Origin of the sequence: Streptomyces sp. NPDC008139 (genome assembly GCF_042957025.1) — a bacterium.
GTDB lineage: Bacteria > Actinomycetota > Actinomycetes > Streptomycetales > Streptomycetaceae > Actinacidiphila.
In genome coordinates this window covers 390555-415405 of sequence record NZ_JBIBHM010000009.1, presented here as the reverse complement: position 1 = coordinate 415405, position 24851 = coordinate 390555, and the positions used below count along the sequence as shown (strand labels likewise).

23 protein-coding genes and 1 rRNA gene are annotated in these 24851 nt (G+C 71.5%); 9 read left to right on the top strand and 15 right to left on the bottom strand.

Going from position 1 to position 24851, the window contains the following annotated elements:
• From ACFZBB_RS21835 to ACFZBB_RS21825, 3 genes are all read right to left on the bottom strand, one after another.
• Positions 1-176: ribosomal RNA gene (locus tag ACFZBB_RS21835) — 16S ribosomal RNA — on the bottom strand; the annotation flags it as partial.
• A gap of 552 nt (positions 177-728) precedes the next feature.
• Entirely contained in the window at positions 729-1988 is a 1260-nt protein-coding gene (gene tyrS / locus ACFZBB_RS21830; RefSeq protein WP_391124698.1) for a tyrosine--tRNA ligase, read from the bottom strand.
• A gap of 100 nt (positions 1989-2088) precedes the next feature.
• Positions 2089-2724, bottom strand: a complete 636-nt coding sequence (locus ACFZBB_RS21825) for a DNA-3-methyladenine glycosylase (protein WP_391124695.1) — start codon at positions 2722-2724, stop codon at positions 2089-2091.
• A 92-nt stretch (positions 2725-2816) separates the two neighbouring features.
• Here ACFZBB_RS21825 and ACFZBB_RS21820 point away from each other — a divergent pair, with 92 nt between their 5' ends.
• The 3 genes from ACFZBB_RS21820 (at position 2817) to ACFZBB_RS21810 (ending at position 5369) form a co-directional block, all read left to right on the top strand.
• Positions 2817-3614 carry a sporulation protein gene (locus tag ACFZBB_RS21820; RefSeq protein ID WP_391124692.1) on the top strand — a complete coding sequence of 266 codons (798 nt, stop codon included), beginning with the start codon at positions 2817-2819 and terminating at the stop codon, positions 3612-3614.
• Between the two features lie 261 nt (positions 3615-3875).
• Entirely contained in the window at positions 3876-4415 is a 540-nt protein-coding gene (locus tag ACFZBB_RS21815) for a YbhB/YbcL family Raf kinase inhibitor-like protein (RefSeq protein WP_391044239.1), read from the top strand.
• A 444-nt stretch (positions 4416-4859) separates the two neighbouring features.
• Positions 4860-5369, top strand: a complete 510-nt coding sequence (locus ACFZBB_RS21810; protein ID WP_391124688.1) for an HNH endonuclease — start codon at positions 4860-4862, stop codon at positions 5367-5369.
• An 81-nt stretch (positions 5370-5450) separates the two neighbouring features.
• Here ACFZBB_RS21810 and ACFZBB_RS21805 read toward each other — a convergent pair whose 3' ends face one another.
• The 4 genes from ACFZBB_RS21805 to ACFZBB_RS21790 form a co-directional block, all read right to left on the bottom strand.
• Positions 5451-6218, bottom strand: coding sequence for a TSUP family transporter (locus ACFZBB_RS21805; RefSeq protein ID WP_391124685.1), 768 nt, complete (start codon positions 6216-6218; stop codon positions 5451-5453).
• Between the two features lie 148 nt (positions 6219-6366).
• On the bottom strand, positions 6367-7323 hold the full coding sequence (locus tag ACFZBB_RS21800; protein WP_355333636.1) for an SPFH domain-containing protein: 957 nt from the start codon (positions 7321-7323) through the stop codon (positions 6367-6369).
• Positions 7324-7495: 172 nt separating this feature from the next.
• A complete protein-coding gene (locus ACFZBB_RS21795) occupies positions 7496-7927 on the bottom strand; it encodes an NfeD family protein (RefSeq protein WP_317452506.1) in 432 nt (143 codons plus the stop codon).
• Positions 7928-7985: 58 nt separating this feature from the next.
• Positions 7986-8777, bottom strand: a complete 792-nt coding sequence (locus ACFZBB_RS21790; protein WP_355333638.1) for an ABC transporter ATP-binding protein — start codon at positions 8775-8777, stop codon at positions 7986-7988.
• A gap of 123 nt (positions 8778-8900) precedes the next feature.
• On the opposite strand from ACFZBB_RS21790, the gene ACFZBB_RS21785 reads away from it, so the two are divergent.
• The gene (locus tag ACFZBB_RS21785) at positions 8901-9689 is read left to right on the top strand and encodes a hypothetical protein (protein WP_391124682.1); all 789 of its coding nucleotides are present in this window, start codon (positions 8901-8903) and stop codon (positions 9687-9689) included.
• Between the two features lie 142 nt (positions 9690-9831).
• On the opposite strand, the gene ACFZBB_RS21780 is transcribed toward ACFZBB_RS21785, so the two are convergent.
• From ACFZBB_RS21780 to ACFZBB_RS21770, 3 genes are all read right to left on the bottom strand, one after another.
• Positions 9832-10077 (bottom strand): chaplin, encoded by a 246-nt coding sequence (locus ACFZBB_RS21780; RefSeq protein ID WP_188279867.1) that lies wholly within the window; start codon positions 10075-10077, stop codon positions 9832-9834.
• A 250-nt stretch (positions 10078-10327) separates the two neighbouring features.
• Positions 10328-10972, bottom strand: a complete 645-nt coding sequence (locus ACFZBB_RS21775; protein ID WP_391124679.1) for a response regulator — start codon at positions 10970-10972, stop codon at positions 10328-10330.
• Positions 10965-12128 carry a GAF domain-containing sensor histidine kinase gene (locus ACFZBB_RS21770; protein ID WP_355333645.1) on the bottom strand — a complete coding sequence of 388 codons (1164 nt, stop codon included), beginning with the start codon at positions 12126-12128 and terminating at the stop codon, positions 10965-10967. The genes ACFZBB_RS21775 and ACFZBB_RS21770 overlap by 8 nt, the downstream gene beginning before the upstream one ends.
• Before the next feature lie 193 nt (positions 12129-12321).
• Between ACFZBB_RS21770 and ACFZBB_RS21765 the strand changes: the two genes are divergently transcribed.
• From ACFZBB_RS21765 to ACFZBB_RS21755, 3 genes are all read left to right on the top strand, one after another.
• Positions 12322-13050 (top strand): SDR family NAD(P)-dependent oxidoreductase, encoded by a 729-nt coding sequence (locus ACFZBB_RS21765; RefSeq protein WP_391124676.1) that lies wholly within the window; start codon positions 12322-12324, stop codon positions 13048-13050.
• Positions 13047-14216, top strand: a complete 1170-nt coding sequence (locus ACFZBB_RS21760; protein WP_391124673.1) for an S-adenosylmethionine:tRNA ribosyltransferase-isomerase — start codon at positions 13047-13049, stop codon at positions 14214-14216. Before ACFZBB_RS21765 ends, ACFZBB_RS21760 begins: the two co-directional genes overlap by 4 nt.
• A 251-nt stretch (positions 14217-14467) precedes the next feature.
• Positions 14468-15304, top strand: a complete 837-nt coding sequence (locus tag ACFZBB_RS21755) for a lytic transglycosylase (RefSeq protein ID WP_391124670.1) — start codon at positions 14468-14470, stop codon at positions 15302-15304.
• Positions 15305-15403: 99 nt separating this feature from the next.
• Here ACFZBB_RS21755 and ACFZBB_RS21750 read toward each other — a convergent pair whose 3' ends face one another.
• Positions 15404-18088 carry an FHA domain-containing protein gene (locus ACFZBB_RS21750; protein WP_391124667.1) on the bottom strand — a complete coding sequence of 895 codons (2685 nt, stop codon included), beginning with the start codon at positions 18086-18088 and terminating at the stop codon, positions 15404-15406.
• Between the two features lie 199 nt (positions 18089-18287).
• Between ACFZBB_RS21750 and ACFZBB_RS21745 the strand changes: the two genes are divergently transcribed.
• Positions 18288-20141 carry a streptophobe family protein gene (locus ACFZBB_RS21745; protein ID WP_391124664.1) on the top strand — a complete coding sequence of 618 codons (1854 nt, stop codon included), beginning with the start codon at positions 18288-18290 and terminating at the stop codon, positions 20139-20141.
• Positions 20142-20680: 539 nt separating this feature from the next.
• Positions 20681-21925 (top strand): phosphoserine phosphatase SerB, encoded by a 1245-nt coding sequence (serB, locus tag ACFZBB_RS21740; protein WP_355333662.1) that lies wholly within the window; start codon positions 20681-20683, stop codon positions 21923-21925.
• 117 nt (positions 21926-22042) lie between these two features.
• Here serB and ACFZBB_RS21735 read toward each other — a convergent pair whose 3' ends face one another.
• From ACFZBB_RS21735 to ACFZBB_RS21720, 4 genes are all read right to left on the bottom strand, one after another.
• Positions 22043-22558: a histidine phosphatase family protein gene (locus ACFZBB_RS21735; protein ID WP_391124661.1), complete on the bottom strand. Its 516-nt coding sequence runs from the start codon at positions 22556-22558 to the stop codon at positions 22043-22045.
• Between the two features lie 140 nt (positions 22559-22698).
• Positions 22699-23013, bottom strand: a complete 315-nt coding sequence (locus ACFZBB_RS21730; RefSeq protein ID WP_391124659.1) for a hypothetical protein — start codon at positions 23011-23013, stop codon at positions 22699-22701.
• A 191-nt stretch (positions 23014-23204) separates the two neighbouring features.
• Entirely contained in the window at positions 23205-23327 is a 123-nt protein-coding gene (locus ACFZBB_RS21725) for an SGM_5486 family transporter-associated protein (protein WP_262928365.1), read from the bottom strand.
• 42 nt (positions 23328-23369) lie between these two features.
• The gene (locus ACFZBB_RS21720) at positions 23370-24830 is read right to left on the bottom strand and encodes a CynX/NimT family MFS transporter (RefSeq protein ID WP_391124656.1); all 1461 of its coding nucleotides are present in this window, start codon (positions 24828-24830) and stop codon (positions 23370-23372) included.
• Between the last annotated feature and the right edge of the window lie 21 nt (positions 24831-24851).

Below are 24851 nucleotides of genomic sequence, written 5' to 3'. Positions count from 1 at the left end.
AGGTATTATCCGGTATTAGACCCCGTTTCCAGGGCTTGTCCCAGAGTGCAGGGCAGATTGCCCACGTGTTACTCACCCGTTCGCCACTAATCCACCCGAAGGCTTCATCGTTCGACTTGCATGTGTTAAGCACGCCGCCAGCGTTCGTCCTGAGCCAGGATCAAACTCTCCGTGAATGTCACCGGGATATCCCGGAACAACACGCAAGAGCGGCGCGACCGGGAGGAATAATCCCCGTCGCGCACAGCGTCCTCGCTGTGTTTTTGTTCTTCAAAGGAACCACGCCCCACGAACCACAATCGGTCCGTGAAGACGGGGTATCAACATATCTGGCGTTGACTTTTGGCACGCTGTTGAGTTCTCAAGGAACGGAAGCTTCCTTCAGACCGTTTCACCGGCCCTCCGGGCTTTCCCTTCGTGTTTCCAACCCTACCAGATCCGCTGTGCGTTTCCGGCCCCTGATTGGATCGGGGTTTGCTTCCCGCCTTTCGGCGTGTCCACTACGTTAGCCCATTTCCCGGGCGACTCATAATCGAGCCCATCGAATTGGATTTTGGCGCACCAAAATACAGCCCGATGATCGGGAAGACGTAGGTAGTGGGTGGCCGCCCGGTGCGGTAGGGACCGATGTGAACCATCCCCACCGTTTTGGCGGCTTGGACTACGTTACGCACGAGCGGCGACCGAGTCAAGCTCGGCCGCCGCTCAAACGTAGATTTCCAGCCGTGTCAAGCGAGTTCGACCGCTCCGAGGTTCTTCTTGCCCCGGCGCAGCACCAGCCAACGCCCGTGGATCAGATCGGAGTCGGCGGGAACCGCGTCCTCGCTGGTCACCTTGGTGTTGTTGAGGTACGCGCCGCCTTCCTTGATGGTGCGGCGGGCGGCGGACTTGCTCGGGACCAGCTCGATCAGGGCCAACAGGTCGGCCACCGGGGCCAGTTCGCTGACCTGGGCCTTCGGGAGTTCGCTGAGCGCGGCGGCCAGGGTGGCCTCGTCCAGGTCGGCGAGTTCGCCCTGGCCGAAAAGTGCCTTGGAAGCGGCGATCACGGCGGCGCACTGGTCGGCGCCGTGCACCAGCGTCGTCAGCTCCTCGGCGAGGGCGCGCTGGGCCGCGCGGGCCTGCGGGCGTTCCTCGGTCGACCGCTCCAGCTCCTCGATCTCCGCCCGCGAGGCGAAGCTGAAGATACGCAGGAAGGTGCCGATGTCACGGTCGTCGGCGTTCAGCCAGAACTGGTAGAAGGCGTACGGCGTGGTCATCTCCGGGTCGAGCCAGATGGCGCCGCCCTCGGTCTTGCCGAACTTGGTGCCGTCCGCCTTGGTGATCAGCGGGGTGGCCAGCGCGTGCACCGAGGCGCCCTCGACGCGGTGGATGAGGTCGATGCCCGCCGTGAGGTTGCCCCACTGGTCGCTGCCGCCGGTCTGGAGCGTGCAGCCGTACCGCCGGTACAGCTCCAGGAAGTCCATGCCCTGGAGGATCTGGTAGCTGAACTCCGTGTAGCTGATGCCCTGGTCGGAGTTGAGGCGGCGGGCCACGGCCTCCTTGCTGATCATCTTGTTCACGCGGAAGTGCTTGCCGATGTCGCGCAGGAACTCGATGGCCGAAAGGCCCGACGTCCAGTCCAGGTTGTTCACCATGGTCGCGGCGTTCGGCCCCTCGAAGGAGAGGTAGGGCTCGATCTGGGCGCGTACCCGCTCGACCCACTCCGCGACGACCTCGGGCGCGTTCAGCGTGCGCTCGGCCGACGGCTTGGGGTCGCCGATCAGGCCGGTGGCGCCGCCGACCAGTCCGAGCGGGCGGTGGCCGGCGAGCTGGAGGCGGCGGATGGTCAGGATCTGGACCAGGTTGCCGAGGTGCAGGCTGGGCGCGGTCGGGTCGAAGCCGCAATAGACCGTGACGGGGCCGTCCGCGAACGCCTTGCGCAGTGCGTCCTCGTCAGTGGAAACGGCGATCAGCCCTCGCCACCGCAGCTCGTCGACGATGTCCGTCACGGGTCTCGTGTCTCCCTCTTGTGGGTGCTGGGGGTCGGATACGGCTTCGCGTACCCGGTGCGTGAAGCGTGTCCGAGGGTACGCGGTTCCGGCCACTCGTTTATCGACGCTTGCGCGGGGCGTGGGCGCGGTAGGGGCTGACGGTGGGGTCGCCGTCGATCCAGTAGCGCCAGGGGTGGTCGGCGCCCGCGCCGCCGACGCCGGTGCGCGGGCCGGTGCGGACGAGGGCGGGCGGGGGCGGGGTCCCGGTGAGGATGCGCAGCGGTCCGCCGGGTCCGCAGGCGTCGGCTCCGTTGAGCGAGCGGTCGACGGCCAGTGCGGTGGCGAGCCGGGCGGGGCCCTGGGCGAGGTCGCTGTCCTTGCGGGAGGTGGGGCGGTGGGCGCGGGCGAGGTCGGCGCCGGTGGTGATCTCGCCGCCGCGCAGCAGGACTCCGCTGGGGGTGCCTTCGGGACCGCAGACCAGGTTGAGGCAGAACCACATGCCGTAGGTGAAGTAGACGTAGGCGTGTCCGGGCGGGCCGAACATCACGGCGTTGCGGTCGGTGCGGCCCCGGTAGGCGTGGGAGCCGGGGTCGTTGGGGCCGTCGTACGCCTCGACTTCGGTGAGGCGCAGGGTGACCGGTCCTTGCTCGGTGGTGCGGACCAGGGTGCGGCCGAGCAGGTCGGGGGCGATGTCGAGGACCGGTCGGTCGAAGAACGCCCGGTCGAGCGGGACCTGTTCGGGTGGCGTGATCACGGTTCAGGAGCGTAGTGGAACCGGACGGGGCGTCCCGGCGTTCGTAGAGTTCGCACAGCGTGAGCCAGTTGATGCGGCCAGGGAGAGTGCGTATGGGGTTCAGGAAGATGATGGCGAGTCTCGGGGCCGGCGGGGCGTCGGTGGAGACGGAGCTGCACCAGGCCGATGTGGTGCCCGGCGGGGTGGTCGAGGGTTCGGTGCGGGTGCAGGGCGGTTCGGTCGAGCAGCGGATACAGGGGCTGACGGTCGGGTTGCAGGCGCGCGTCGAGGTGGAGCGCAGGGACGCGCAGGGCAATGAGACGGAGTCCCTGCAGAACATCGAGTTCCATACGCAGCAGATTGCCGGCGAGTTCATGGTGCGGGCGGGGGCGGTGCACGATGTGCCGTTCTCGTTGGAGGTGCCGTGGGAGACGCCGGTGACGATGTTCATGGGGCGGCAGCTCACGGGGATGAACGTGGGGGTGACGACGGAGTTGCAGATCGCCCGCGCGGTGGACAAGGGGGACCTGGACCCGGTGAACGTCCACCCGCTGCCCGCGCAGGAGGCGCTGCTCGACGCGTTCGGGCGGCTGGGGTTCGCCTTCAAGAGCGCGGATCTGGAGAAGGGGACGATGCGGAACACGCGGCAGCGGCTGCCGTTCTACCAGGAGATCGAGTTCCGTACGCCGGAGCAGTACCGGGGGCTCAAGGAGGTGGAGCTGACGTTCGTCGCGGACGGCGAGGAGATGGATGTCGTCCTGGAGATGGACAGGAAGCCGGGGCTGTTCGGCGGCGGCAGTGACACGTACCGCTCCTTCACGATGAGCATGCACTCCTTCGAGGGGACGGACTGGGCGGCGTATCTGCACCAGTGGCTCGCCGAGGTGGGCGGCAAGCGGAACTGGTTCTGACGGGGACCCTAGGGCGTGTCCGCAAGGTTTCGTCTGGCTGGCGGCGCCTGGCACGCACGCTCGCTGCGTTGTCGGGCTCATCCGAATAGGCCCACTATGAGGACGCCCTCCCCCAGACTTCGTCCGGGGGCGCCCCCACCGCCATTGCCGATCGCACGCACCAGACACCGCCAGCCCCGCCCTCCGGGCGTACGACGAGACCTTGCGGACACGCCCTAGGCTCGGGGCGGAATCAACCGTGTGCGATCAGGAGGTGTCGAGGTGACCGAGCAAGCGCGACGGCCGCTCCCCCATGACTTCCACCCGCAGGTGCCGGAGTTCACCGTGGTGAGCGACGACGTGGTACCGGGCGGGGTACTCAAGGACGATCAGGTGTACGCGGCGGGCAATGTCTCGCCGCAGCTTCGGTGGGAGGGGTTCCCGGCCGGGACGAAGAGCTTCGCCGTCACGTGCTACGACCCGGACGCGCCGACCGGCAGCGGTTTCTGGCACTGGGTGCTGTTCGACATCCCTGCGTCGGTGACGGAGCTGCCGCGCGGTGCGGGTTCCAGTGCTTTCCCGGGGCTGCCCGCGGGCGCGACGCACGCACGGAACGACTACGGGACGCGGGATTTCGGTGGCGCGGCGCCGCCGCCCGGTGACGGGTCGCACCGCTATGTGTTCACGGTCTACGCGGTGGACACCGAGAAGCTGGGCCCTGACGCGGACGCCTCGCCCGCGTTCGTCGGGTTCAATCTGCGCTTCCACACGCTGGGCAGGGCGCAGTTGATCGGTGAGTACGAGGTGCGGGCCGGAGGCTGAGCCCGCCGGTCTGTCGCGCTGAGCGCTCGGGATATTACGTTGCGCTCCGCCGTTCCCCGTCGCACAGTGGTGCGTGCCTGACGACGTGACCACCGTCCTCAGGCTGTCGGCACCGCGGTGGCGGGGGCGGCCGGGCGTCTGCGTCCGCCGTCTGCCGGAGTTCGGTCTGCGGGCCGGGCGTCCACGCCGACGGACGCGCTCCGGGTGCCCGTTCTGCACGGGGGACGGCACCCGGAGCGCAGACCTTCCCCCGGAGCGAGCCCCCGGCTGAGCCCGGAGGGACGCGGGGACGTGCCCCGGGGCGAAATCCGGGATGAACAGGCCCTTTCCACCTGCCGATCTTCCGGTTGCGGCCGTGAAATTGCGTTGTCGGCGGCCGTGTCCCGGGGTCACAGTGGATCCACTTCGCCATGGGGGCGGGGCAGGGCCCGGGAGGTGGGCGGGATGCGTGAGACGCTGGTGCTGAATGCGAGCTTCGAGCCGCTGTCGACGGTGTCACTGCGGCGTGCTGTCGTGCTGGTGATGCAGGACAAGGCCGTCGTGGAGCAGGCGCATCCCGGGCTGCGCATCCGTGCCGCTGCGGTGGAGGTTCCGGTGCCGCAGGTGATCAGGCTCTGCCGGTACGTGCGGGTGCCGTTCCGACAACGGGCCCCGTGGTCGCGGCGCGGTGTGCTGGTACGTGACCGGCACCGGTGCGCGTACTGCGGGCGCAGGGCCACCACGGTCGACCACGTGCAGCCGAAGTCGCGCGGGGGCGGTGACACCTGGCTGAACACGGTGGCCGCGTGCGGCGAGGACAATCAGCGCAAGGCGGACCGTACTCCCGAGCAGGCGGGGATGCGGCTGCTGATCCGGCCGTTCGAGCCGACACCGGCGGACACGCTGCTGTTGGCGCTGGGGGTGCGGGACGGGTTCGGGCTGCCGGAGTGGCTGCCCGTTCCGGCGTCGGCCTGAGCGCCCTTCGCGTGCGGGGAATCGAGGTCGTGGGGCCGTGAGGTCCCGACGAGGCGGGGCCCTTCCCTGCGGGGAGGGGCCCTATTTCAGCAGGAGTTGGACGATCGCGGCGGTGCCGACGACGACGATGAGTCCGCGCAGGGCGGCAGGCGGGAGGCGGCGGCCGACGCGGGCGCCGATCAGGCCGCCGATGACGGCGCCGCCCGCGATGAGGCCGACGGCGGTCCAGTTCATGTGGGCGACGATGATGAAGAAGAGGGCCGCGACGCCGTTGACGACGGCGGCGAGGACGTTCTTCATGCCGTTGATGCGTTGCAGGGATTCGTTGAGCACCAGGCCCATCAGGGAGAGGTACAGCACGCCCTGGGCGGCGCCGAAGTAGCCGCCGTACATGCTGGCGAGCAGCATGCCGACGACGAGGGCGGTGCCGCCGTGGGCGGGGACCTGGGTGCCGGTACGGTCGCGGCGGGCCTGGACGGCGCGGGCCAGCCGGGGTTGCAGCACGACCAGGACGAGCGCGATGGCGATGAGGACGGGGACGATCGCCTTGAACGCCGTGGACGGCAGGGTGACGAGCAGGACGGCGCCGATGAGTCCGCCGACGAGGGCGACGGCGCCGAGCCGCAGCAGGCGCGGTCGCTGGCCCTGGAGTTCACCGCGGTAGCCGATGGCGCCGGTGATCGAACCGGGCACCAGGCCCAGTGAGTTGGACACGTTGGCCGTGACGGGCGGCAGTCCGACGGCGAGCAGGACGGGGAAGGTGATCAGCGTCCCCGAGCCGACGATGGTGTTGATGGTGCCCGCGCCGATTCCGGCCGCGAACACGGCGAGGGCTTCCGGCAGAGTCATGCGTCGTCTCCATGATCTTCGCGCGTCCTCCCCGCCGTCGAGGTCGAGGGGCGCGCGGCGATCATGTCATAGGGGGCGTGGCGGGCTTCCGGGCCGGGGCGGTCCTCGTCAGTGCTCGTCAGTGCTGGTCAGTGCTGGTCAGTCCTCGTCAGTCCTTGTCGAAGGGCGGGGACTCGCGGCGCGGGGCGGGCGCGGTGGCGGGCTCGCGTGAGCCGTTGCCGGGAGCGCCGGGGGCGCCCGGGAGGTTGACGATTCCGCCGAGGCCCTTGAGCGCGTCGTTCAGCTCGCTGGGGATGATCCACAGCTTGTTGGCGTCGCCCTCGGCTATCTTCGGCAGCATCTGGAGGTACTGGTAGGCGAGGAGCTTCTGGTCGGGGTCGCCCGCGTGGATCGACTCGAAGACCGTGCGGATCGCCTGGGCCTCACCTTCGGCGCGCAGCGCGGCGGCCTTGGCGTCACCTTCCGCGCGCAGGATCGAGGACTGCTTCTCGCCCTCCGCGGTGAGGATCTGGGACTGCCGGATGCCCTCCGCGGTGAGGATCGCGGCGCGCTTGTCACGGTCGGCGCGCATCTGCTTCTCCATCGAGTCCTGGATGGAGGTGGGCGGTTCGATCGCCTTCAGCTCGACGCGGTTGACGCGGATGCCCCACTTGCCGGTGGCCTCGTCCAGGACGCCGCGCAGTGCCGCGTTGATCTCCTCGCGGGAGGTCAGGGTCCGCTCCAGGTCCATGCCGCCGATGATGTTGCGGAGCGTGGTGACGGTGAGCTGCTCGATGGCCTGGATGTAGCTGGCGACCTCGTACGTCGCGGCGCGGGCGTCGGTCACCTGGTAGTAGATGACGGTGTCGATGTTGACCACCAGGTTGTCCTGGGTGATCACCGGCTGCGGCGGGAACGGCACGACCTGCTCGCGCAGGTCGATGCGGTTGCGGATGGTGTCGATGAACGGCACCACGATGTTGAGGCCGGCGCTGAGGGTCCGGGTGTAGCGGCCGAAGCGCTCGACGATGGCGGCGCTGGCCTGTGGAATCACCTGGACCGTCTTGATCAGCGCGATGAAGACGAGCACCACCAGGATGATCAGGACGATGATGATGGGCTGCATGTCCACTCCCCGCGCGGGTCGGCTGCGGGAGTACGACGTACTCCGGCATGATCAATTCTGGCAGAACGGCCGCCTGTCGCGGGCGGGTTCGGTGATTTCCCGGCCCTCGTCGGCGACGCTCCGCCGTCGGATGTTCGGATGTCGGGTGTTCAGGTGTCCGGAGGCCGGGTGTTCAGATGACGACGGCGGTCGCTCCGTCGATCTCCACCACGTCCACCTGCTGCCCCGGGTCGTAGACCCGGCCGTGCTCCAGGGCGCGGGCCGACCAGACCTCTCCGCCGAGTTTGATCCGTCCGTTGGCACCGCCGTCGACACGTTCCAGGACGACGGCCTGCTTGCCCTTGAGGGCGTCGACACCGCTGCGCTGTTCCGGGCGTTGCCGGTTGCGGTACGCGATGGGCCGTACGAAGACCAGCAGCGCGACCGACACGACGACGAAGACGATCACCTGGGCGACGATCCCGCCGCCCATTCCGGCCGTGACCGACCCGGCCACCGCTCCGACGGCGAACATCCCGAATTCGGGCATCGCCGTGATCACCAGCGGTATCCCGAGACCCACTGCCGCTATCAGCCACCACACCCATGCGTCCACGTCGCCAATCGTAGGCGTGCGGAGGGCAGTTGCGGCAGTACGCAATGGAAACCCGGACGAAAACCCTTCAGGACAGCGGCAGTCCGGCGGCCGTCCAGCGGTCGCCGCGGCGCTCGACGACCAGCGGGAGGCCGAAGCAGCGGGACAGGTTGCGGGAGGTGAGTTCCAGGTCGATCGGTCCTGCGGCGACGACCTTGCCCTGCTGGATCATCAGGACGTGGGTGAAGCCGGGGGCGATCTCCTCGACGTGGTGGGTGACCATGATCATCGAGGGGGCGATGGGGTCGCGGGCCAGCCGGCCGAGGCGGCGGACCAGGTCCTCGCGCCCGCCGAGGTCGAGGCCGGCGGCGGGCTCGTCGAGCAGCAGCAGTTCGGGGTCGGTCATCATCGCGCGGGCGATCAGGGTGCGCTTGCGCTCGCCCTCGGACAGGGTGCCGAACTTGCGGCCGAGGTACTCGCTCATCCCGAGCCGGTCGAGGAACGCGCGGGCGCGGTCCTCGTCGACCTGCTCGTATCCCTCGTTCCAGGTGGCGGTCATGCCGTACGCGGCGGTGAGGACGGTCTCCAGGACCGTCTGCCTGCGCGGCATCTTCTCGGCCATGGCGGCGCCCGCCATGCCGATCCGCGGCCGGAGTTCGAACACGTCCACGTTGCCGAGCTTGTCGCCGAGGATCTGGACGGTGCCGGTGGTGGGGAAGAGATAGCTGGACGCGACATTGAGCAGGGTGGTCTTGCCCGCCCCGTTGGGTCCGAGGATGACCCAGCGTTCCCCCTCGGCGACCGACCACGACACGTGGTCCACCAGAGCCCGTCCGTCGCGGACCACGGATACGTCCACCAGCTCCAGCACATCGCTCATGAGCGCGTTGTCTCCCATTGCAGTCTCGGCTGTCTGTCGTGTGCGCGGGTAGGCACCGGCAGAAGGATCCCCCGGGGAAAACTTACGCCACCGCGCGACGGGTCCGTTCCATAGGCTGGGGGCATGCTTGATGAACCTCGCTCAGGGCGGCTGACCGCGTGGGGAAATGCCCTGCTTGCCGGACTTGCCGCCCCCGATGACGTCGCACAGGAGATCACGGCGGACGACGCCGTGCACCGGATCTCGGGGCTGCCGGGTGAGCACGTCCCGGTGGGGCTGACGCTGGGGCTCGGCAGGCTGCGCGCGCTGGGCGTGACGGGGTTGCGGCTCGCGCTGCCGGTCTCCGGGCATCCGCTGGGGCTGAGCGGGCCGCCGGAGTTCAACGCGCGGGCGCTGGCCGCGGGCGAGGCGGTGGTCACCGTCGGCGGCGCGGCGCTCGGACTGGTGCCCGAGGTCCGCGAGGCGGGCCCGGCCGGCGATGTGCACGTCGAGGTCGAGTGGCGGTGCCTGCCGGTACGGGACGCGCCGCCCGCCGACGTACCGTCGCTGAGCGAGGCCGAGCGGGAGCTGGCCGAGGCACTGCGGGACGCCACGAACGCGCTGGCGCGGCTGGACGTGGCGGGCGCGGCTCCGTCCGCGCACGCGGCGCTCGAGGCGTACCGGGCGCGCGCCGAGCGCGGCGGCGAGGTGCTCGCGCCGGGTTATCCGCCGCGCGCGGTACGGGTGCTGGCGCTGGCGCAGCGGGTCGCGGCGCTGGTGGAGATCGCCTCCGACGGGCACGGCGCGGCGGTGAGCGCGTCGCAGATCGCGGCGCGGGCGGAGCTGCTGCGGCCGGTGGAGCGTACGGCGCGCAGGGCGCAGGTCGCGGCGTACAACGCGTATGTCGAGGAGGCGGAGCGGCGCAGGACCTGACGTCCCACGCGGGGCGCGGCGCCGGAGCTGACGTCCCCACGGCGCGGCGCGGCGGCGCGTGGGGAGGCCCCGCGGCTACGGGGAGGGATCCCGTGCCGCGGGGCCTTCGGCGAGCCGGGACGGAAGTCCGCGTCGTCCGTGGTTACTTGTTGACGGCGACGTTGCCGAACGCCGGGTTCAGCAGGCCGATCACGTTCACCGAGTTGCCGCTGAGGTTGACCGGGATGTGCACCGGAACCTGCACCAGGTTGCCGGAGCCCACGCCCGGGGACTTCACGGCGGTGCCGCACGCGTCGGCGCCGCTGGCGGCGGAGGCCACACCGGTACCGGCGACGGCCAGGCCGCCCGCCACGAGGGTGACGGTCGCGGCCTTCTTGAGGTTCATCACTTCGAACTTCCTCTTTGCTGGGGGCACCTCCCAGCCGTGGCTGGGGGAGCACCGCGGCAATCCGCCGCGGTACGCCCTGCAGAACGGGCCACCGTGGATCAGGTTGCGCCGTTCGGACGACATACACCCGACAGTATGAATCTCACTCCGCCGAACGGATGCCCGCACGGACAGGTGGACGGTGGCCCGCACGGGCACGTGGTGGTCGGCCCGCACGGGCAGGTGGAGGGTCGCGCCGCGAGCGGTCCCGTCAGTTCCCCACGCCGTTGCGCACCGCCCACAGCGCGGCCTGGGTGCGGTCGGCGAGGTCGAGCTTCATGAGGATGTTGGAGACGTGGGTCTTGACCGTCTTCTCGGAGAGCACCAGCGCGCGGGCGATCTCCCGGTTGGAGCGGCCGTCGGCGATCAGACCGAGGACTTCGCGCTCCCGCTCGGTCAGCGCGTTGCCCCGGCCCTGGCCGGTGCCGCCCTGCTCCTGGGAGAGCAGCGCGCCCGCGACCTCGGGCTGGAGCAGGACGTGCCCGGCGTGCACGGAGCGGATGGCGTCCGCGAGCGCGACCGGGTCGACGTCCTTGTAGACGTATCCGGCGGCGCCCGCCCGCAGCGCGGGGACGACGGTGCGCTGTTCGGTGAAGCTGGTCACGATCAGCACCCGTGCCGGGTTCTCGGCGTCGCGCAGCAGCCGCAACGCCTCGATACCGTCGACACCGGGCATCTTGACGTCCATGAGGATCACGTCGGGCCGCAGTTCCTGGGCGCGGGCCACGCCTTCCTCGCCGTCGCCCGCCTCGCCGACCACCTCGATGTCGCCCTGCACCTCGAGGAAGGTGCGCAGCCCCCTGCGGACGACCTGGTGGTCGTCGATCAGCAACACGCGGATGGTGTTCTCAGCCACCGGGCACCTCCATCTCGATGACGGTGCCCTTGCCGGGCTCCGATTGCACGGTGAGCCGGCCGCCGACGCCGCCGGCCCGGTCCCGCATGGAGACCAGTCCGAGGTGCCGTCCGGCCCGGCGGACCGCGGTGGGGTCGAAGCCGCGGCCGTCGTCGCGGATCCGCAGCAGCGCGCCCTTGCCGTGGCCTTCCAGGATGACGTCCACGGCGTCGGCGTGCGCGTGCCGCAGGGCGTTGTGCATCGCTTCCTGGGCGACCCGCAGCAGCGCCTCCTCCTGCGCGGCGGGCAGCGCCCGCACCCGGACGGCGTGGAAGGTGACGTCGGCGGAGTGGACGCGGTCCAGGACGTCGGCCTGGGTGCGCAGGGTGGCGACGAGGCCGTCCTCATCCAGGGCGGCCGGGCGCAGTTCCACCACGACGGCGCGCAGTTCGTCGGCGGCCTCGGCGGCGAGCGCCGCGACCTGCTTCAGCTCGCCCTTGGCGCGCGCCGGGTCGCAGTCGACCAGCGCGGCGGCGGCCTGGGCGGTCAGCCGCAGCGAGAAGAGTTTCTGCGAGACGGCGTCGTGCAGTTCGTGCGCGATCCTGGCCCGCTCCCCCGCCAGCGTCAGCTCGCGGCTGCGCTCGTAGAGCCGGGCGTTGGTCAGGGCGATCGCGGCGTGGTCGGCGAGGATCCGCAGCAGGTCCTCGTCGTCCTCGGTGAAGCCGCAGGTGCCGTCGGCGCCGCGGGTCCCGCCGGGGCCGCACTTCTTGTTGGCGAGGAAGAGCGCGCCGAGGATCTCGTCGCCGTCGACCACCGGCATGCCGATGAAGTCGCGCATGTCGGGGTGGTGCTTGGGCCAGCCCTGGAAGTCCTCGAAGGTGCGGACGTCGGCGAGCCGCAGCGGGGTCGCCTCGTGGAGGATCGCGGCGAGGATGCCGTGCTGGCGGGGCAGCGGGCCGATGGCCTTCCACTCCTCGTCGCTGACGCCGTCGACCACGAACTGCGCGAAACCGCCGTGGTCGTCGGGCACGCCCAGTGCCGCGTATTCGGCGTCGAGCAGCTCGCGGGCGGACGCGACGATCGTCTGGAGGACGTCGCGCACCTCCACCTGGCGGCTCATCGCCAGGACCGCGGCGCTGACCGCTTCGATTCCGCCTCGTGGCGGCCGGATGGGCATGTCTCCACCGTACCGGCGCCGGGTGACGGTCCGTATGCGCCGCCGGACCGACCGTCCTCGGTCATGTGGCCTAGTTCCAAGTGACCGTGAAGCGTGCGGCGGCCGGCCGAGGCGTGTGCGGCCGGGGCGTTCCTACGGTGAGGGCACGAGGTGGTCCGGCGGACGGCCGGGCCCCGGTGCGGAGGGCTGGATCATGCCGGTAGCGATCATCACGGGAGCGTCGCGCGGACTGGGGCGGGCGCTGGCCGCCGAGCTGGCGGGGCGCGGCTGGGACCTCGTACTGGACGGGCGGAACGCGGACGCGCTGCGGTCGGCCGCTGCGGACCTGGAACGGTACGGCCCGGATCACGCCGGGGGCGCGGCGGTACGGCCACGGGTGCGGGCGGTGCCGGGCGATGTGACGGCGGCGGGACACCGGGCGGAGCTGGTGGCGGCGGCGCGCGAGCTGGGCGGGGTTGATCTGCTGGTGAACAACGCGAGCGCGCTGGGCGCTGAGCCGCTGGTGCCGCTGGCCGAGCTGCCGGTGGCGGGGCTGCGGGAGGCGCTGGAGACGAATGTGACGGCGCCGTTCGCGCTGGTGCGGGAGGCGCTGCCGCTACTGCGGGCCGCGGGCGGCGCGGTGCTGAACGTCAGCTCGGACGCGGCGGTGGAGGCGTATCCGACCTGGGGCGGGTACGGGGCGAGCAAGGCGGCGCTCGACCACTTGTCGGCGGTGCTGGCCGAGGAGGAGCCGGGGCTGCGGGTGTGGTGGGTGGACCCGGGCGATCTGCGGACCGGGCTGTACGCGGCGGCCGTGCCCGACGACGCGGATTTCGCCGCCCGGCCGCTGCCGGAGTCGGTGGTCCCGGCCTTCCTGCGGCTGCTCGACGAGGCCGCGCCCAGCGGGCGCTACACCGCCCCGGTCCTGCTGGAGGCGCGATGAGTGCGGTACGGGAGGACGCGCAGGCGGCGCGGCCCGCGAAGGACTCCGGGCGGGGGTCCGCGAAGGACCCCTATACAAAGAGGACGGGAGCGGGCAATAAGGACATCAGCCGGGGCAGGGGCCCGGGCCCGGCCGGGCTGGCGGGGCTGCGCGTCCCGGACTCGCTGCTCGCGACGGCCCCGGCCGCCCGCCGGGACGCGGTACGGCTGCTGGTCGGCGAGCAGCGCACCGGCGCGGTCACCCACCACGGCTTCCGCGACCTGCCGAAGCTGCTGCGGGCCGGTGACGTCCTGGTGGTGAACACCTCGCGGACGCTGCCCGCGGCCGTGGACGGGCGGCTCGACGGACAGCCGGTGGTGGTGCACTGGTCCACCCGCCGGGACGACGGCCGCTGGGTGGTGGAGGTCCGCGACCCGGACGGGCACGGCTCGACGGTCCGCAGGGCCGGCGGTCCCGCGGGCGCGGTGGTCGACCTGCGCGCCGGGGCCCGGCTGGTACTGGAGGAGCCGCTCGACCCGGCCGGGGACCGGCTGTGGGTGGCCGCGCCCTCACTGCCGGACCCGGTCGCGTACATGCGGCGGTACGGGCGGCCGATCCGGTACGGCTACACCGACCGGGACCAGCCGCTGGCGGCGTACCAGACGGTGTTCTCCGCCCGGTCGACGGACGGCCTCGGCTCCGCGGAGATGCCGAGCGCCGGGCGGCCCTTCACCACGGCGCTGGTGACGGAGCTGGTCTGCCGGGGCGTGCAGATCGCGCCGATCACGCTGCACACCGGGGTGGCGTCGGTCGAGGCGCACGAGCCGCCGTACGCCGAGCCGTACACCGTGTCGGCGACGACGGCCTGGCAGGTGAACGCGGCCCGCGCGGCGGGCGGCCGGGTGGTGGCGGTGGGGACGACGGCGGTACGGGCGCTGGAGTCGGTGGCGGACGAGCGCGGTGTGGTGCGGCCGGGCGGCGGCTGGACGGAGCTGGTGGTCACCGCGGAGCGCGGGGTGCGCGCGGTGGACGGGCTGCTGACCGGACTGCACGAACCGGAGGCCTCCCACCTGTTGATGCTGCGGGCGCTGTCGGGCGACCGGCTGCTGGAGCGGGTCTACGCCGAGGCGCTGCGCGGCGGTTACCTCTGGCACGAATTCGGCGACGTCAATCTCCTGCTGCCATAAACGTCACATAAAGCACCCCCTCCGTCACCTTGGGCGACGGAGGGGGCGACGGCGTGTGAGGTGACCTATAGGACGTACGTCACATACTAAGCCGCCTAGTGGAAAGGGCGCCTCAAGCCACTGTCCGGGGGAATACCGATTCCGATTTGTCCCTCGACCGTCTACGAAAGGAGTTCGTAGGAAGGCTCGTTGACCTCCGTTTTCCGACCCTCTAAGAATTCTCGGGTCCGCAAACGGAAGAGGTAATTCCTATGCAGCTCCCCACGATCCCGAAGATCGGCCGACTTACCAAGACCCACAAGATCACGGCGGCCGGCGCCGTCGCCGCGACCGCTGTCGTCCTGGCCGTCACCGGTCTCCAGGGGACCGGCGGGACTGCCTCCGCCGCGGTCGGTGACCCCACCGGCTTCCAGGTCTCCACCGGCGACCAGGTCAAGAGCATCGAAGCGCAGGCCGGTATCGCCTCGGAGCGCGCGATCACCGAGGCCGCGGCGAAGAAGAAGGCCGCGGACGAGGCGGCCAAGAAGAAGGCGGCCGACGAGGCCGCCGCGAAGAAGAAGGCCGCGGCCGACGCCGCCGCGAGGAAGAAGGCGGCAGCGGACGCCGCCGCCAAGAAGGCCGCCGCCGACGCCGCCGCCGCCAAGAAGAAGGCCGCCGCCGACGCCGCCGCGCAGCGTGCCAAGGACACGGCCGCCGCGAACCGCTCCACGACGCGTACGGCCGTGCAGGCCGCCCCGCAGGCCAGCACCGCCGCCACGACCACGTACACCAACGACCTGGACGGCTGGATCAAGCAGTCACTGGCGATCATGGCCCAGAAGGGCATCCCCGGCAGCTACGACGGCATCTACCGCAACATCATGCGCGAGTCGAGCGGCAACCCGCAGGCGATCAACCTGTACGACTCCAACGCCGCCGCCGGCATTCCGTCCAAGGGCCTGCTCCAGGTCATCGACCCGACCTTCCAGGCGTACCACGTCGACGGAACCTCGTGGGACATCTACGACCCGGTCGCGAACATCACCGCCGCCTGCAACTACGCCGCGGCGAACTACGGCTCGATGGACAACGTGAACTCCGCGTACTGATCCGCGCGTTCCGCTCCAACAGCCGCAGCACAAAAGGGCGGTGGGACCTTTCGGTCCCACCGCCCTTTCCGCGTATTCGGATTCGCTACGTCCGTTTCACTACTTCCGCATGACTTCCGGCTCGTGGCGGCGCAGCAGCCGCGAGACCACGATGCCGCACACGACGCCGAGCAGCACCAGGACGACCATGTCGATGGTCCACTGGCTCGCGGTGTGCTTCCACAGCGCGTCGGGGTTGCCCGGGTCCCACGGCATGACCACGTTGAGATTCGCCGTCGTGCCGAGCGCGGCCACCGCCCACCTGGCGGGCATCAGCCAGGCGAACTGCTCGATGCCGGGCGAGTCGTAGAGCTGGAAGAGCACGCCGGTGAACACCACCTGGACGATGGCGAACATGACCAGCAGCGGCATCGTCTTCTCCGCGGTCTTCACCAGCGAGGAGATGATCAGGCCGAACATCATCGAGGTGAAGCCGAGACCGATGATGGCCAGGGTCATCTCGACCGCGGGCTGGCTCTTCATGATGACGCCCTCGGTGGGCATCGCGCGCGGCGCGAATCCGATGCCGCAGATGACGGCGCCCTGCACCGCGGTGATCAGGCCGAGCACGATGACCTTGGACATCAGATACGCCGAACGCGACAGACCGGTGGCCCGTTCCCGTTCGTAGATGACCCGTTCCTTGATCAGCTCGCGGACGGAGTTGGCGGCGCCGGAGAAGCAGGCGCCCACCGCGAGGATCAGCAGGATCGTGCCCGCGTCCTTGTTGACGCCGTGCGCCTTGACCGGTCCGGGGCCCAGGCCGCTGGCCGCCGGGATGACGACGCTGACCACACCGAGCACCGCGGGCAGGATGAACATCAGGGCGATGAAGCCGCGGTCGGAGGCGATCACCGACATGTAGCGGCGGATCAGGGTGACGAGCTGCGGCAGCCACGCCTGCGGCTTGGGCGGCCTGGCCACCTGGTGCGGGATGACCGGCGCCTGCTGCGGGGCCGCCTGGTCCAGGTCCGCGGCGTACATCTGGTAGTGCTGCGAGCCGTGCCAGCGGCCCGACCAGTCGTAGTCGCGGTAGTTCTCGAAGGCGGAGAAGACATCGGCCCAGGTTTCGTAGCCGAAGAAGTTCAGCGCCTCGTCCGGCGGGCCGAAGTAGGCGACCGAGCCGCCGGGGGCCATCACCAGCAGCTTGTCGCAGAGCGCCAGTTCGGCGACGGAGTGGGTGACGACCAGTACCGTACGGCCGTCGTCGGCCAGGCCGCGCAGCAGCTTCATGACGTCGCGGTCCATGCCCGGGTCGAGGCCGGAGGTCGGCTCGTCCAGGAATATCAGCGAGGGTTTGGTGAGCAGTTCGAGGGCGACCGAGACGCGCTTGCGCTGGCCGCCGGAGAGCGAGGTGATGCGCTTGTCGGCGTGGATGTCGAGCTTCAGCTCGCGCAGTACCTCGTTGATCCGCGCCTCGCGCTCCGCGGACGCGGTGTCACCGGGGAAGCGGAGCTTGGCCGCGTACCGCAGTGCCGTCCTGACCTGGAGTTCCTTGTGCAGGATGTCGTCCTGCGGGACCAGGCCGATGCGCTGCCGCAGCTCGGCGAACTGCTTGTACAGGTTCCGGTTGTCGTACAGCACCTCGCCCTGGTCGGCGGGGCGGTAGCCGGTGAGCGCGCGCAGCAGCGTGGACTTGCCGGAGCCGGACGGGCCGATGACGCCGATCAGCGACTTCTCCGGTACGCCGAAGGAGACGTCCTTGAGGATCTGCTTGGTCACCTTGCCGTGCGGCACGGTGACGGTCAGGCGGCGGGCGGAGAAGGAGACCTCGCCGGTGTCGACGAACTCCTCCAGGCGGTCGCCGACCAGCCGGAAGGTGGAGTGGCCGACGCCGACGATGTCGTTGGGGCCGAGCAGATGGCGCTGGATCGGCTGGCCGTTGACGTACGTGCCGTTGTGGCTGCCGAGGTCGACGATCTCGTAGCGGCCGTCGGGGTGCGCGCGGAACTCCGCGTGGTACCGGGAGACCTGGAGGTCGGAGACGACCAGTTCGTTCTCCAGCGCGCGGCCGATCTTCATGACCCGGCCGAGGGCGAGCTGGTGGAAGGTGGTGGGGCTGCGGACGCCCTGCGGGTGTCCGCCGGCGGGCTGCTGCGGCTGCGCGCGCGGAGCGGGCGGCTGCTGGACCGGCGGCTGACCCCAGCCGGCCTGGCCCTGCTGGGGAGGCTGCGGCTGCCGCGCGTACTGCTGCGGCGGGACCTGCGCGGGCGGCTGTCCCCAGCCGCCGGGCTGCTGCTGTCGCGGCGGGGCGGCGGGCGCCTGCGCGTGCATCTGCGCCTGCGGCTGGGCCTGGGCGTGCGGCTGGGCGTGCTGCGGGGCCGGGGCCTGCGGGGCCCTGGCCTGTCCGACGGGTGCCGCGGGGGCCGCGGCCTGCGGGTAGCGCTGCTGCGGTGTCGCGTGCGCGGTCTCCGCGCTGTACACATCGGCGCCGGCCTGCGCGCCCGCGGTGAAATTCAGCCGGGGTCCGTCCGTGGCGTTGCCGAGGTGAACGGTCGAACCGGCCCCCACCTCTGTCTGCTGGACCCGCTGCCCCTGTACATAGGTGCCGTTGGTGCTGCCGAGGTCCTCGATCACCCAACCGCGTTCCGCACGGCGGATGGTGGCGTGCCGCCACGACACCCTGGCGTCGTCGAGTACCAGATCCCCCGACGGATCGCGCCCCAGGCTGTACGAGCGGGACGCGTCCAGCGTCCAGGTCTGTCCGTTCAATTCGAGTACGAGTTCAGGCACCCCAAGCCCCATGTGTTGTCCCCCGAGTAGTCCCCCATGGGGGGAGTCTAGAGATAGCGAAGTTCGGGAGGAACTATTGCAGGCTCCTGTCTCGTAACAGAAAACAGGCCCGATGTACGTGTTCCGCAACGGACGTTGACGCGGCACCCGTCCGCGCCCGAGAGTGGGGCGCATTGGGTGCATGGGGGGACGAACGGCCTCGGGGGTCGGGATGAGTGCACGGACCACGCCCTGGACGAGCGTCATGCTCGCCGCTGTGGCGTCGGTGAGTTGGGCGTTCCTGGCGATGGCGGGCACCGCCGCTCTCGCCTTACATCTATTGGGCGCGGATACCGCCGGATCACTGGGGCCGATGACGGCAGCCGTGGTCGCGATGGCGGTGGGCGGCAAGGTGCGGCCGGGCGGTGACGTCGGCGCGTTCGGACTGAGCGGATCGCAGACGCAGGGTGCGATCGGTATCGCGCCGCTGGGTGTGGCACTGGTCGGCGCGCTGCTGCTGTCGTGGGTGTTCCTGCGCTCGCTGCGCAGGGCGGGTCCGACGGTCGGTGTCGGCGAACTGGCGGCGCGGGTCGTGACGACCGCCGTGCTGTTCCTGGCGGTCCTCGGCGGTCTCGCCTGGGCGGGGCAGGACACGGTGGCCATCGACGGCGCCGCGCTCGGCCCGTCCAAGGGCACCACGGACGACCTGCTGAGCAAGCTGCCCGGCGTGGGCAAGATCAGCGGCGGCCTCACCGACGGGTTGCAGGGGCTGATCCAGACCAAGGCGTCGATCACCTTCCAGGTCGCCACCGGGCGGACCCTGGCGGGCGGCCTGGTGTGGGTGCTCGGCGTGCTGCTGATCGCGCTGCTCGCCTCGCGCAGGACACCGCTCCCGGCCGGATGGGAGGGCGCGCACCGCGCGGTACGGCCCGCCGTGTCCGCGCTGACCGTCGTCATGGTGGTCGCGGTGCTCGCGGGTGACGCGGCGGCCTGTTACGCGGCGCTGACCGGCGACGAACCGGGCCGGATCATGGGCGCGGCGCTGATCGGCGCGCCCAACGGCGTATGGCTCGCGGTACCGCTCGGCCTGTTCGTGCCGTGGAAGGGGCAGGCGTCGGGGCCGCTGACCTCGTTCCTGCCCGATCCCGTCGACAAGCTGCTGGCGGGCGGTTCCGGCAAGACGATCACACCGGGCGCGCTGGCCGAACTCGACGGCCGGGTCTGGCTGCTGCCGGTCGCCATCGCGGTGATGATGCTGCTCGCGGGCGCGCTCGCCGCCACCCGCACTCCGCTCGACGGTGCCACCAAGGGCGGCTTCGTCGGACGGTGCGCGGTGCGGCTCGGTCTGGTCACGGCCGTGGCGCTGCCGCTGCTGTCGCATCTGAGCAAGGTGAAGGTCAACGCGAATCTGTCGGTCTTCGGCTTCGACGCCGTCGGCGCCGGGGTCGACCTGCACGGCAGCCTCCCGCTGGGACTGCTGCTCGGCGCCGTCTGGGGCGCGGGCATGGGCGCGGTGGGCGCGCTGCTCGCGCTGGCCACCGGGGCGGCGGGACAGCAGGTCGCGGCGCTGGCCCGGCCGGGCCGGGGCGCGCTTCCCGATACGGGTGACGGCGCCTACGACAGCGGCGGTCCGGCGCCGGGCGCCGAGGAGGGCGTGCACGTGTCCGCCTCCGCCGGGGGCGACGACGCGGGCCGTACGTATCCGGAGCTGGCCTATCGGGCGGGACCGTATCTGCCGAGCCCGGTCTACCGTCCGGAGGACGGGGAGGAGCCCAACCCGTACGCCGGGGGCGGCGAGGAGCCGAACCCCTACGCGGGGGGCGGTGCCGAGCCGAACCCCTACGCGGGGGGCGGTGCCGAGCCCAATCCTTACGCCGGGCCGCGGCCCGGTGACGAGCCGAACCCGTACAAGACTCCGCAGGCTGGCGGGGTGGACGCCGCGCCGACCATCGCGGGGCCGCCGCCGCCCGGTTTCCGTCGGCCGCGAGGCGGCTCCGGCGGGGCCGGGGCTTCGGGTCGGCCGGAGGAGAAGTGGCCGGAGCCGCCGCCTCCCCCGCCGCCTGCCGCGCCGCGCGGGCCCCGCTGAGCCGGCGTCCGCCGGGGGGTGCGGGGATCTGCGGGGCCCCGCACCCCCGGGCTCGCGGCCCGAAAGCGAACATCGTCCGCCCCATGAGGGCGGTGTTCACAGCTCGCCACCGCGAGCGCTGGTCGCGCAGTTCCCCGAGCCCCTGAAAAGCCTGGTCCTGCGCAGTCGCACCGCGCCGCTCCCTGCGCCTGAAGGCGAGGCCCGCGCCATGAAAAACCTGGGCCCGCGCAGCCGCACCGCGGCGCCCCCCTGCTCCTGAAGGCGAGGCCCGCGCCATGAAAAACCTGGGCCCGCGCAGCCGCACCGCGGCGCCCCCCTGCTCCTGAAGGCGAGGCCCGCGCCATGAAAAACCTGGGCCCGCGCAGCCGCACCGCGCCGCCACTCCGCTCCTCGACTTCTCCACTTCCCCGCTGCTGAAGGCGAGCCCCGCGGTCTTGGGGCCGGTCCGCCACACGAGACGGCCCCGCGGTCTTGGGGCCGGTCCGCCACCCGAGACGGCCGATCATCGGGCCGGGCGGGGCGGCTACGGTGGGAGCACCATGAACGACGTCTCGCAGACCGCGCCTGTCGCCGCCGTTCCGCCGGCGGACGCGCCCACCATTCTGGTCAAGATCTTCGGCAAGGACCGCCCCGGCATCACCGCCGGGCTCTTCGACACGCTCGCCGCCTTCCGGGTGGACGTGGTGGACATCGAGCAGGTCGTCACGCGGGGCCGGATAGTGCTGTGCGCCCTGGTGACGGCGCCCTCCCCCGGCCTCGAAGGCGAACTGCGCTCCACCGTGCACAGTTGGGCCGAGTCCATCGGCATGGAGGCGGAGATCATCTCCGGCACCGGCGACAACCGGCCGCGCGGCGAGGGCCGTTCGCATGTCACCGTGCTCGGCCGCCCGCTGACCGCCGAGTCGACCGCGGCCACCGCCGCCCTGATCACCAACGCGGGCGGCAACATCGACCGCATCTTCCGGCTGGCCAAGTACCCGGTGACGGCGGTGGAGTTCGCCGTCTCCGGCGCCGAGCCCGGCGTGCTGCGCTCGGTGCTCTCGGTCGAGGCCGCGGCGCTCGGCATCGACGTGGCCGTGGTCCCCGCCGGTCTCCAGCGCAGGGCGCAGCGGCTGGTCGTGATGGACGTGGACTCCACCGTCATCCAGGACGAGGTGATCGAGCTCTTCGCCGCGCACGCGGGCTGCGAGGCCGAGGTCGCCGCGGTGACGGCCGCCGCGATGCGCGGCGAGCTGGACTTCGAACAGTCGCTGCACGCGCGGGTGGCGCTGCTGGCCGGTCTCGACGCGTCCGTGGTCGACAAGGTCCGCTCCGAGGTGCGGCTCACACCCGGCGCGCGCACCCTGATCCGTACGCTCAAGCGGCTCGGCTACCAGGTCGGCGTGGTCTCCGGCGGCTTCACCCAGGTCACCGACGACCTGAAGGTGCGGCTCGGCCTGGACTTCGCGGCGGCCAACACCCTCGAAGTGGTGGACGGCCGCTTCACCGGCAAGGTCGTCGGCCCGATCGTGGACCGGGCGGGCAAGGCGCGCCTGCTGCGCAGCTTCGCCGAGCAGGCCGGGGTGCCGCTCAGCCAGACCGTCGCGATCGGCGACGGCGCGAACGACCTGGACATGCTGAACGCGGCCGGGCTCGGCGTCGCCTTCAACGCCAAGCCCGTCGTACGCCAGGCGGCCGACACCGCCGTGACCGTACCTTTCCTCGACACCGTGCTGTATCTGCTGGGCATCACCCGCGAGGAGATCGAGGCCGCCGACGCGCTGGACGGCGTACCGACGCTCTGACCGCGGCAATTCCCGCGCCGGGCCGGGCACCGATACGTATCCGTACGCACGCGCACCGGTTCGCGCCGTCCCGTAGCGGCTACGGCGCTCGTACCGGCCGCGCGGGCCTCGTACCGGTCAGTCGTGCGGCGCCCAGAAGGCGGTCAGGCGGCCGACGCCGTGTTCGACGGACTTCCAGGAGCCCGAGAAGGTGACGACGGCGAAGGCGGCGGTGGGGAAGCCGCGGGTCATCCGGGTCGCGGTGTCGCCTTCCGCCGTGCCCGCGAGCGCGTCGGCGAGGGCGTGCATGCCGGGGTTGTGGCCGATCAGCAGCAGCGAGCCGACCTCGTCCGAGGTCTCGGTGAGCAGCGCGAGCAGATCGCCGAGCGAGGCTTCGTAGAGCCGTTCCTCGTAGACGGTCTTGGGGCGGTGCGGCATTTCGTGCGCGGCGAGCTTCCAGGTCTCGCGGGTGCGGACCGAGGTGGAGCACAGCGCCACGTCGGGGGTGATGCCGTCGTCGGCGAAACGGAGGCCCGCCGCAGCGGCGTCCAGCCGGCCGCGATCGGCCAGTGGCCGCTCGTGGTCGGCGACCGACGGCCAGTCGGCCTTGGCGTGGCGGAGAAGGACGATCGTGCGGGTCGAATCGACGGTCATGTCCTTCAGCTTTCCAGAAAACCCGCTGTGAGGCGCGGGATGGTGCATCTCCACCGCCGCGGGGGCCGCCGGGGGCGCAGGTCAGAGGCCGTACGGGGGGGCGGGGCGGGGCGGGTACGGCGGGAGGTCAGGGGTGAGGCTCACAGCAAGCGCTGGACGAGGTCCGGCAGCGAGGAGGCGATGTGGCCGAGCAGGTCGCCGGAGGAGGCCGCGGTCGAGGCGTCCGCGGTGCCGCCGCTGAGGAGGGCGAGCAGCGCGGCGAAGGCGAGCGCGGGCAGGGCGACGGCCCACCACGGCAGGCTCGTCTGCACATTCCCGGACGACGCGTTTCCGGACGACGCGTTCCCGCGTCCGGACTTCTCGGCCCCGGCGGACCCGGCGGCCGTGGCGGACTCGGCGGTGGGCCGGGCCTGCCGGGACTGCCGGGAGTAGAGGTGCGGGGACTGCGTGGTCACGGTGACCGCCTCCGTGGAAAACCGTCGAAGTGCCGTTGTCTGCTTGCACTTCGACGCTACGGGCGGGCGCCGTGCGGTCCCATCCGGCCGTCCACCCACTTGACCCTGACCCTGGCCCCCTAGGGAAGGTGGGGTTGTCCCCACCCCCGGACTCGGGGTCGTGGCCCGAACGGGCCGGTGGGCGGGGGCGGTCAGCCCATCCGGGCGGCGAAGGTGGCGACGATGGCGACCAGCGCGGGCACGCCGAGCATGAGGCCGAAGACGATCAGCAGGCGCCGCTGGCTCTGCGGGGGATTCGGTTCGAGTACGGGCATGCGTTCAGTCTCGCACCGGGCCGCGGTGCCGCCGAACCGGGGTCACAGTTCGTCCTCGATGTGTCGCCTGCGCCCGGCGAGCACCCCGCAGACGATCTGCGGCACCATCAGCGCGATCATGAAGGCGATCGGCAGCCCCCAGCCGCCGCTGGCCTGGTTGAGGGTGCCGACGAGGATCGGTCCGGGGATCGAGATCAGATAGCCGGTGCTCTGCGCGAAGGCGGACAGCCGGACGACTCCCGCGCCGGTCCGCGACCGCATCCCGATCATCGTCAGGGCCAGCGGGAAGGCGCAGTTGGCGATGCCGAGCAGCAGCGCCCACACCCACGGCGCGGCGGCCGGGGCGGCCCACAGGCCCGCGTAACCGACCAGTCCGAAGGCGCCGAGCAGGACGACCAGCGGGCCCTGTGCCCGCATCCGGGCGGCGAGCGGCGGCAGCACGAAGGACAGCGGCACGCCCATCACCATGGTGACCGCGAGCAGCAGCCCCGCCTTGCCCGCGGACAGTCCGGCGTCCCGGAAGATCTGCGGCATCCAGCCCATGGTGATGTACGCGGCGGTGGCCTGGAGTCCGAAGAAGCAGGCGAGCGCCCAGGCGGTACGGCTGCCGGTGATACGGCCGTGGCCGCCGTCCGCGGTGCGCGCCGCGTCACTCTTCCGGACCGCGTCGGTGTTGACGGCCGCGGCGTCCTTCCGGGAGCCGGTGGCGGGCGGCGCACCCGTGCGGTCGCGGAACAGCGCGAGCCAGGGCACCACGGCGACGGCGGCCAGCGCGGCCCACACGCCGAGGCCGAGCCGCCAACCGTGGCCCATGGCGTGGGTCATGGGGACGGTGACGGCGGCGGCGAGGGCGGTGCCGAGGGAGAGGGCCATGGAGTACAGGCCGGTCATCGCGCCGACCCGGTCGGGGAAGTAGCGCTTGACGATCACCGGCATCAGCACGTTGGAGACGGCGATGCCGCCGAGGGCGAGGGCGCTGAGGGCCAGGAAGACCGCGGTGTTCCCGGCCAGGGGGCGGAGCGCGAGCCCGGCGGTGATGGCGGCCATGCCGACGCAGATCACGGCGCCGGGGCCGTGGCGGCGGGCCAGCCTCGGCGCGGCGAAGCCGAAGAGCGCGAAGCACGCGGAGGGCACGGAGGTGAGCAGGCCCGCCATGGTGCCGCTCATGCCGAGGCCGTCGCGGACCTCCTTGAGCAGGGCGCCGAGGCTGGTGATGCCGGGGCGGAGGTTGAGCGCGGCCAGGACGAGACCGGCGACGACGAGGCGGCGCAGCCAGGGGTTCCCGGCGAGACCGGCGGCGGGTGCGGTGCCGGGTGCGGTGCCGATACGGTCCTGGGCCGGGGCGGCGGCCGGGCCGGCGGCCGGGGCCAGGCCGGAGCCCGTGTCCTGTACGGGTTCGGCGGCCGTCACGGGGGCCGTCGTCTGTGCCGTCGTTTGTGCCGTCGGCGGGGCTGTCAGCGGCGTCCGGGCGGGGTCGAGGGCGAGGGATTCGTCGTCACGCATTCCCCCATCATAGAATGATGG

Coding starts and splice junctions, on each gene's coding strand:
- ACFZBB_RS21820 (WP_391124692.1), top strand. CDS start 2,817: ATGGGGTTCAGGAAGATGATGGCGAGTCTCGGGGCCGGCGGGGCGTCG.
- ACFZBB_RS21745 (WP_391124664.1), top strand. CDS start 18,288: ATGAGTGCACGGACCACGCCCTGGACGAGCGTCATGCTCGCCGCTGTG.
- ACFZBB_RS21810 (WP_391124688.1), top strand. CDS start 4,860: ATGCGTGAGACGCTGGTGCTGAATGCGAGCTTCGAGCCGCTGTCGACG.
- ACFZBB_RS21725 (WP_262928365.1), bottom strand. CDS start 23,327: ATGCCCGTACTCGAACCGAATCCCCCGCAGAGCCAGCGGCGCCTGCTG.
- serB (WP_355333662.1), top strand. CDS start 20,681: ATGAACGACGTCTCGCAGACCGCGCCTGTCGCCGCCGTTCCGCCGGCG.
- ACFZBB_RS21790 (WP_355333638.1), bottom strand. CDS start 8,777: ATGAGCGATGTGCTGGAGCTGGTGGACGTATCCGTGGTCCGCGACGGA.
- ACFZBB_RS21785 (WP_391124682.1), top strand. CDS start 8,901: ATGCTTGATGAACCTCGCTCAGGGCGGCTGACCGCGTGGGGAAATGCC.
- ACFZBB_RS21770 (WP_355333645.1), bottom strand. CDS start 12,128: ATGCCCATCCGGCCGCCACGAGGCGGAATCGAAGCGGTCAGCGCCGCG.
- ACFZBB_RS21800 (WP_355333636.1), bottom strand. CDS start 7,323: ATGCAGCCCATCATCATCGTCCTGATCATCCTGGTGGTGCTCGTCTTC.
- ACFZBB_RS21760 (WP_391124673.1), top strand. CDS start 13,047: ATGAGTGCGGTACGGGAGGACGCGCAGGCGGCGCGGCCCGCGAAGGAC.
- ACFZBB_RS21735 (WP_391124661.1), bottom strand. CDS start 22,558: ATGACCGTCGATTCGACCCGCACGATCGTCCTTCTCCGCCACGCCAAG.
- ACFZBB_RS21755 (WP_391124670.1), top strand. CDS start 14,468: ATGCAGCTCCCCACGATCCCGAAGATCGGCCGACTTACCAAGACCCAC.
- ACFZBB_RS21765 (WP_391124676.1), top strand. CDS start 12,322: ATGCCGGTAGCGATCATCACGGGAGCGTCGCGCGGACTGGGGCGGGCG.
- ACFZBB_RS21750 (WP_391124667.1), bottom strand. CDS start 18,088: ATGGGGCTTGGGGTGCCTGAACTCGTACTCGAATTGAACGGACAGACC.
- ACFZBB_RS21720 (WP_391124656.1), bottom strand. CDS start 24,830: ATGCGTGACGACGAATCCCTCGCCCTCGACCCCGCCCGGACGCCGCTG.
- ACFZBB_RS21805 (WP_391124685.1), bottom strand. CDS start 6,218: ATGACTCTGCCGGAAGCCCTCGCCGTGTTCGCGGCCGGAATCGGCGCG.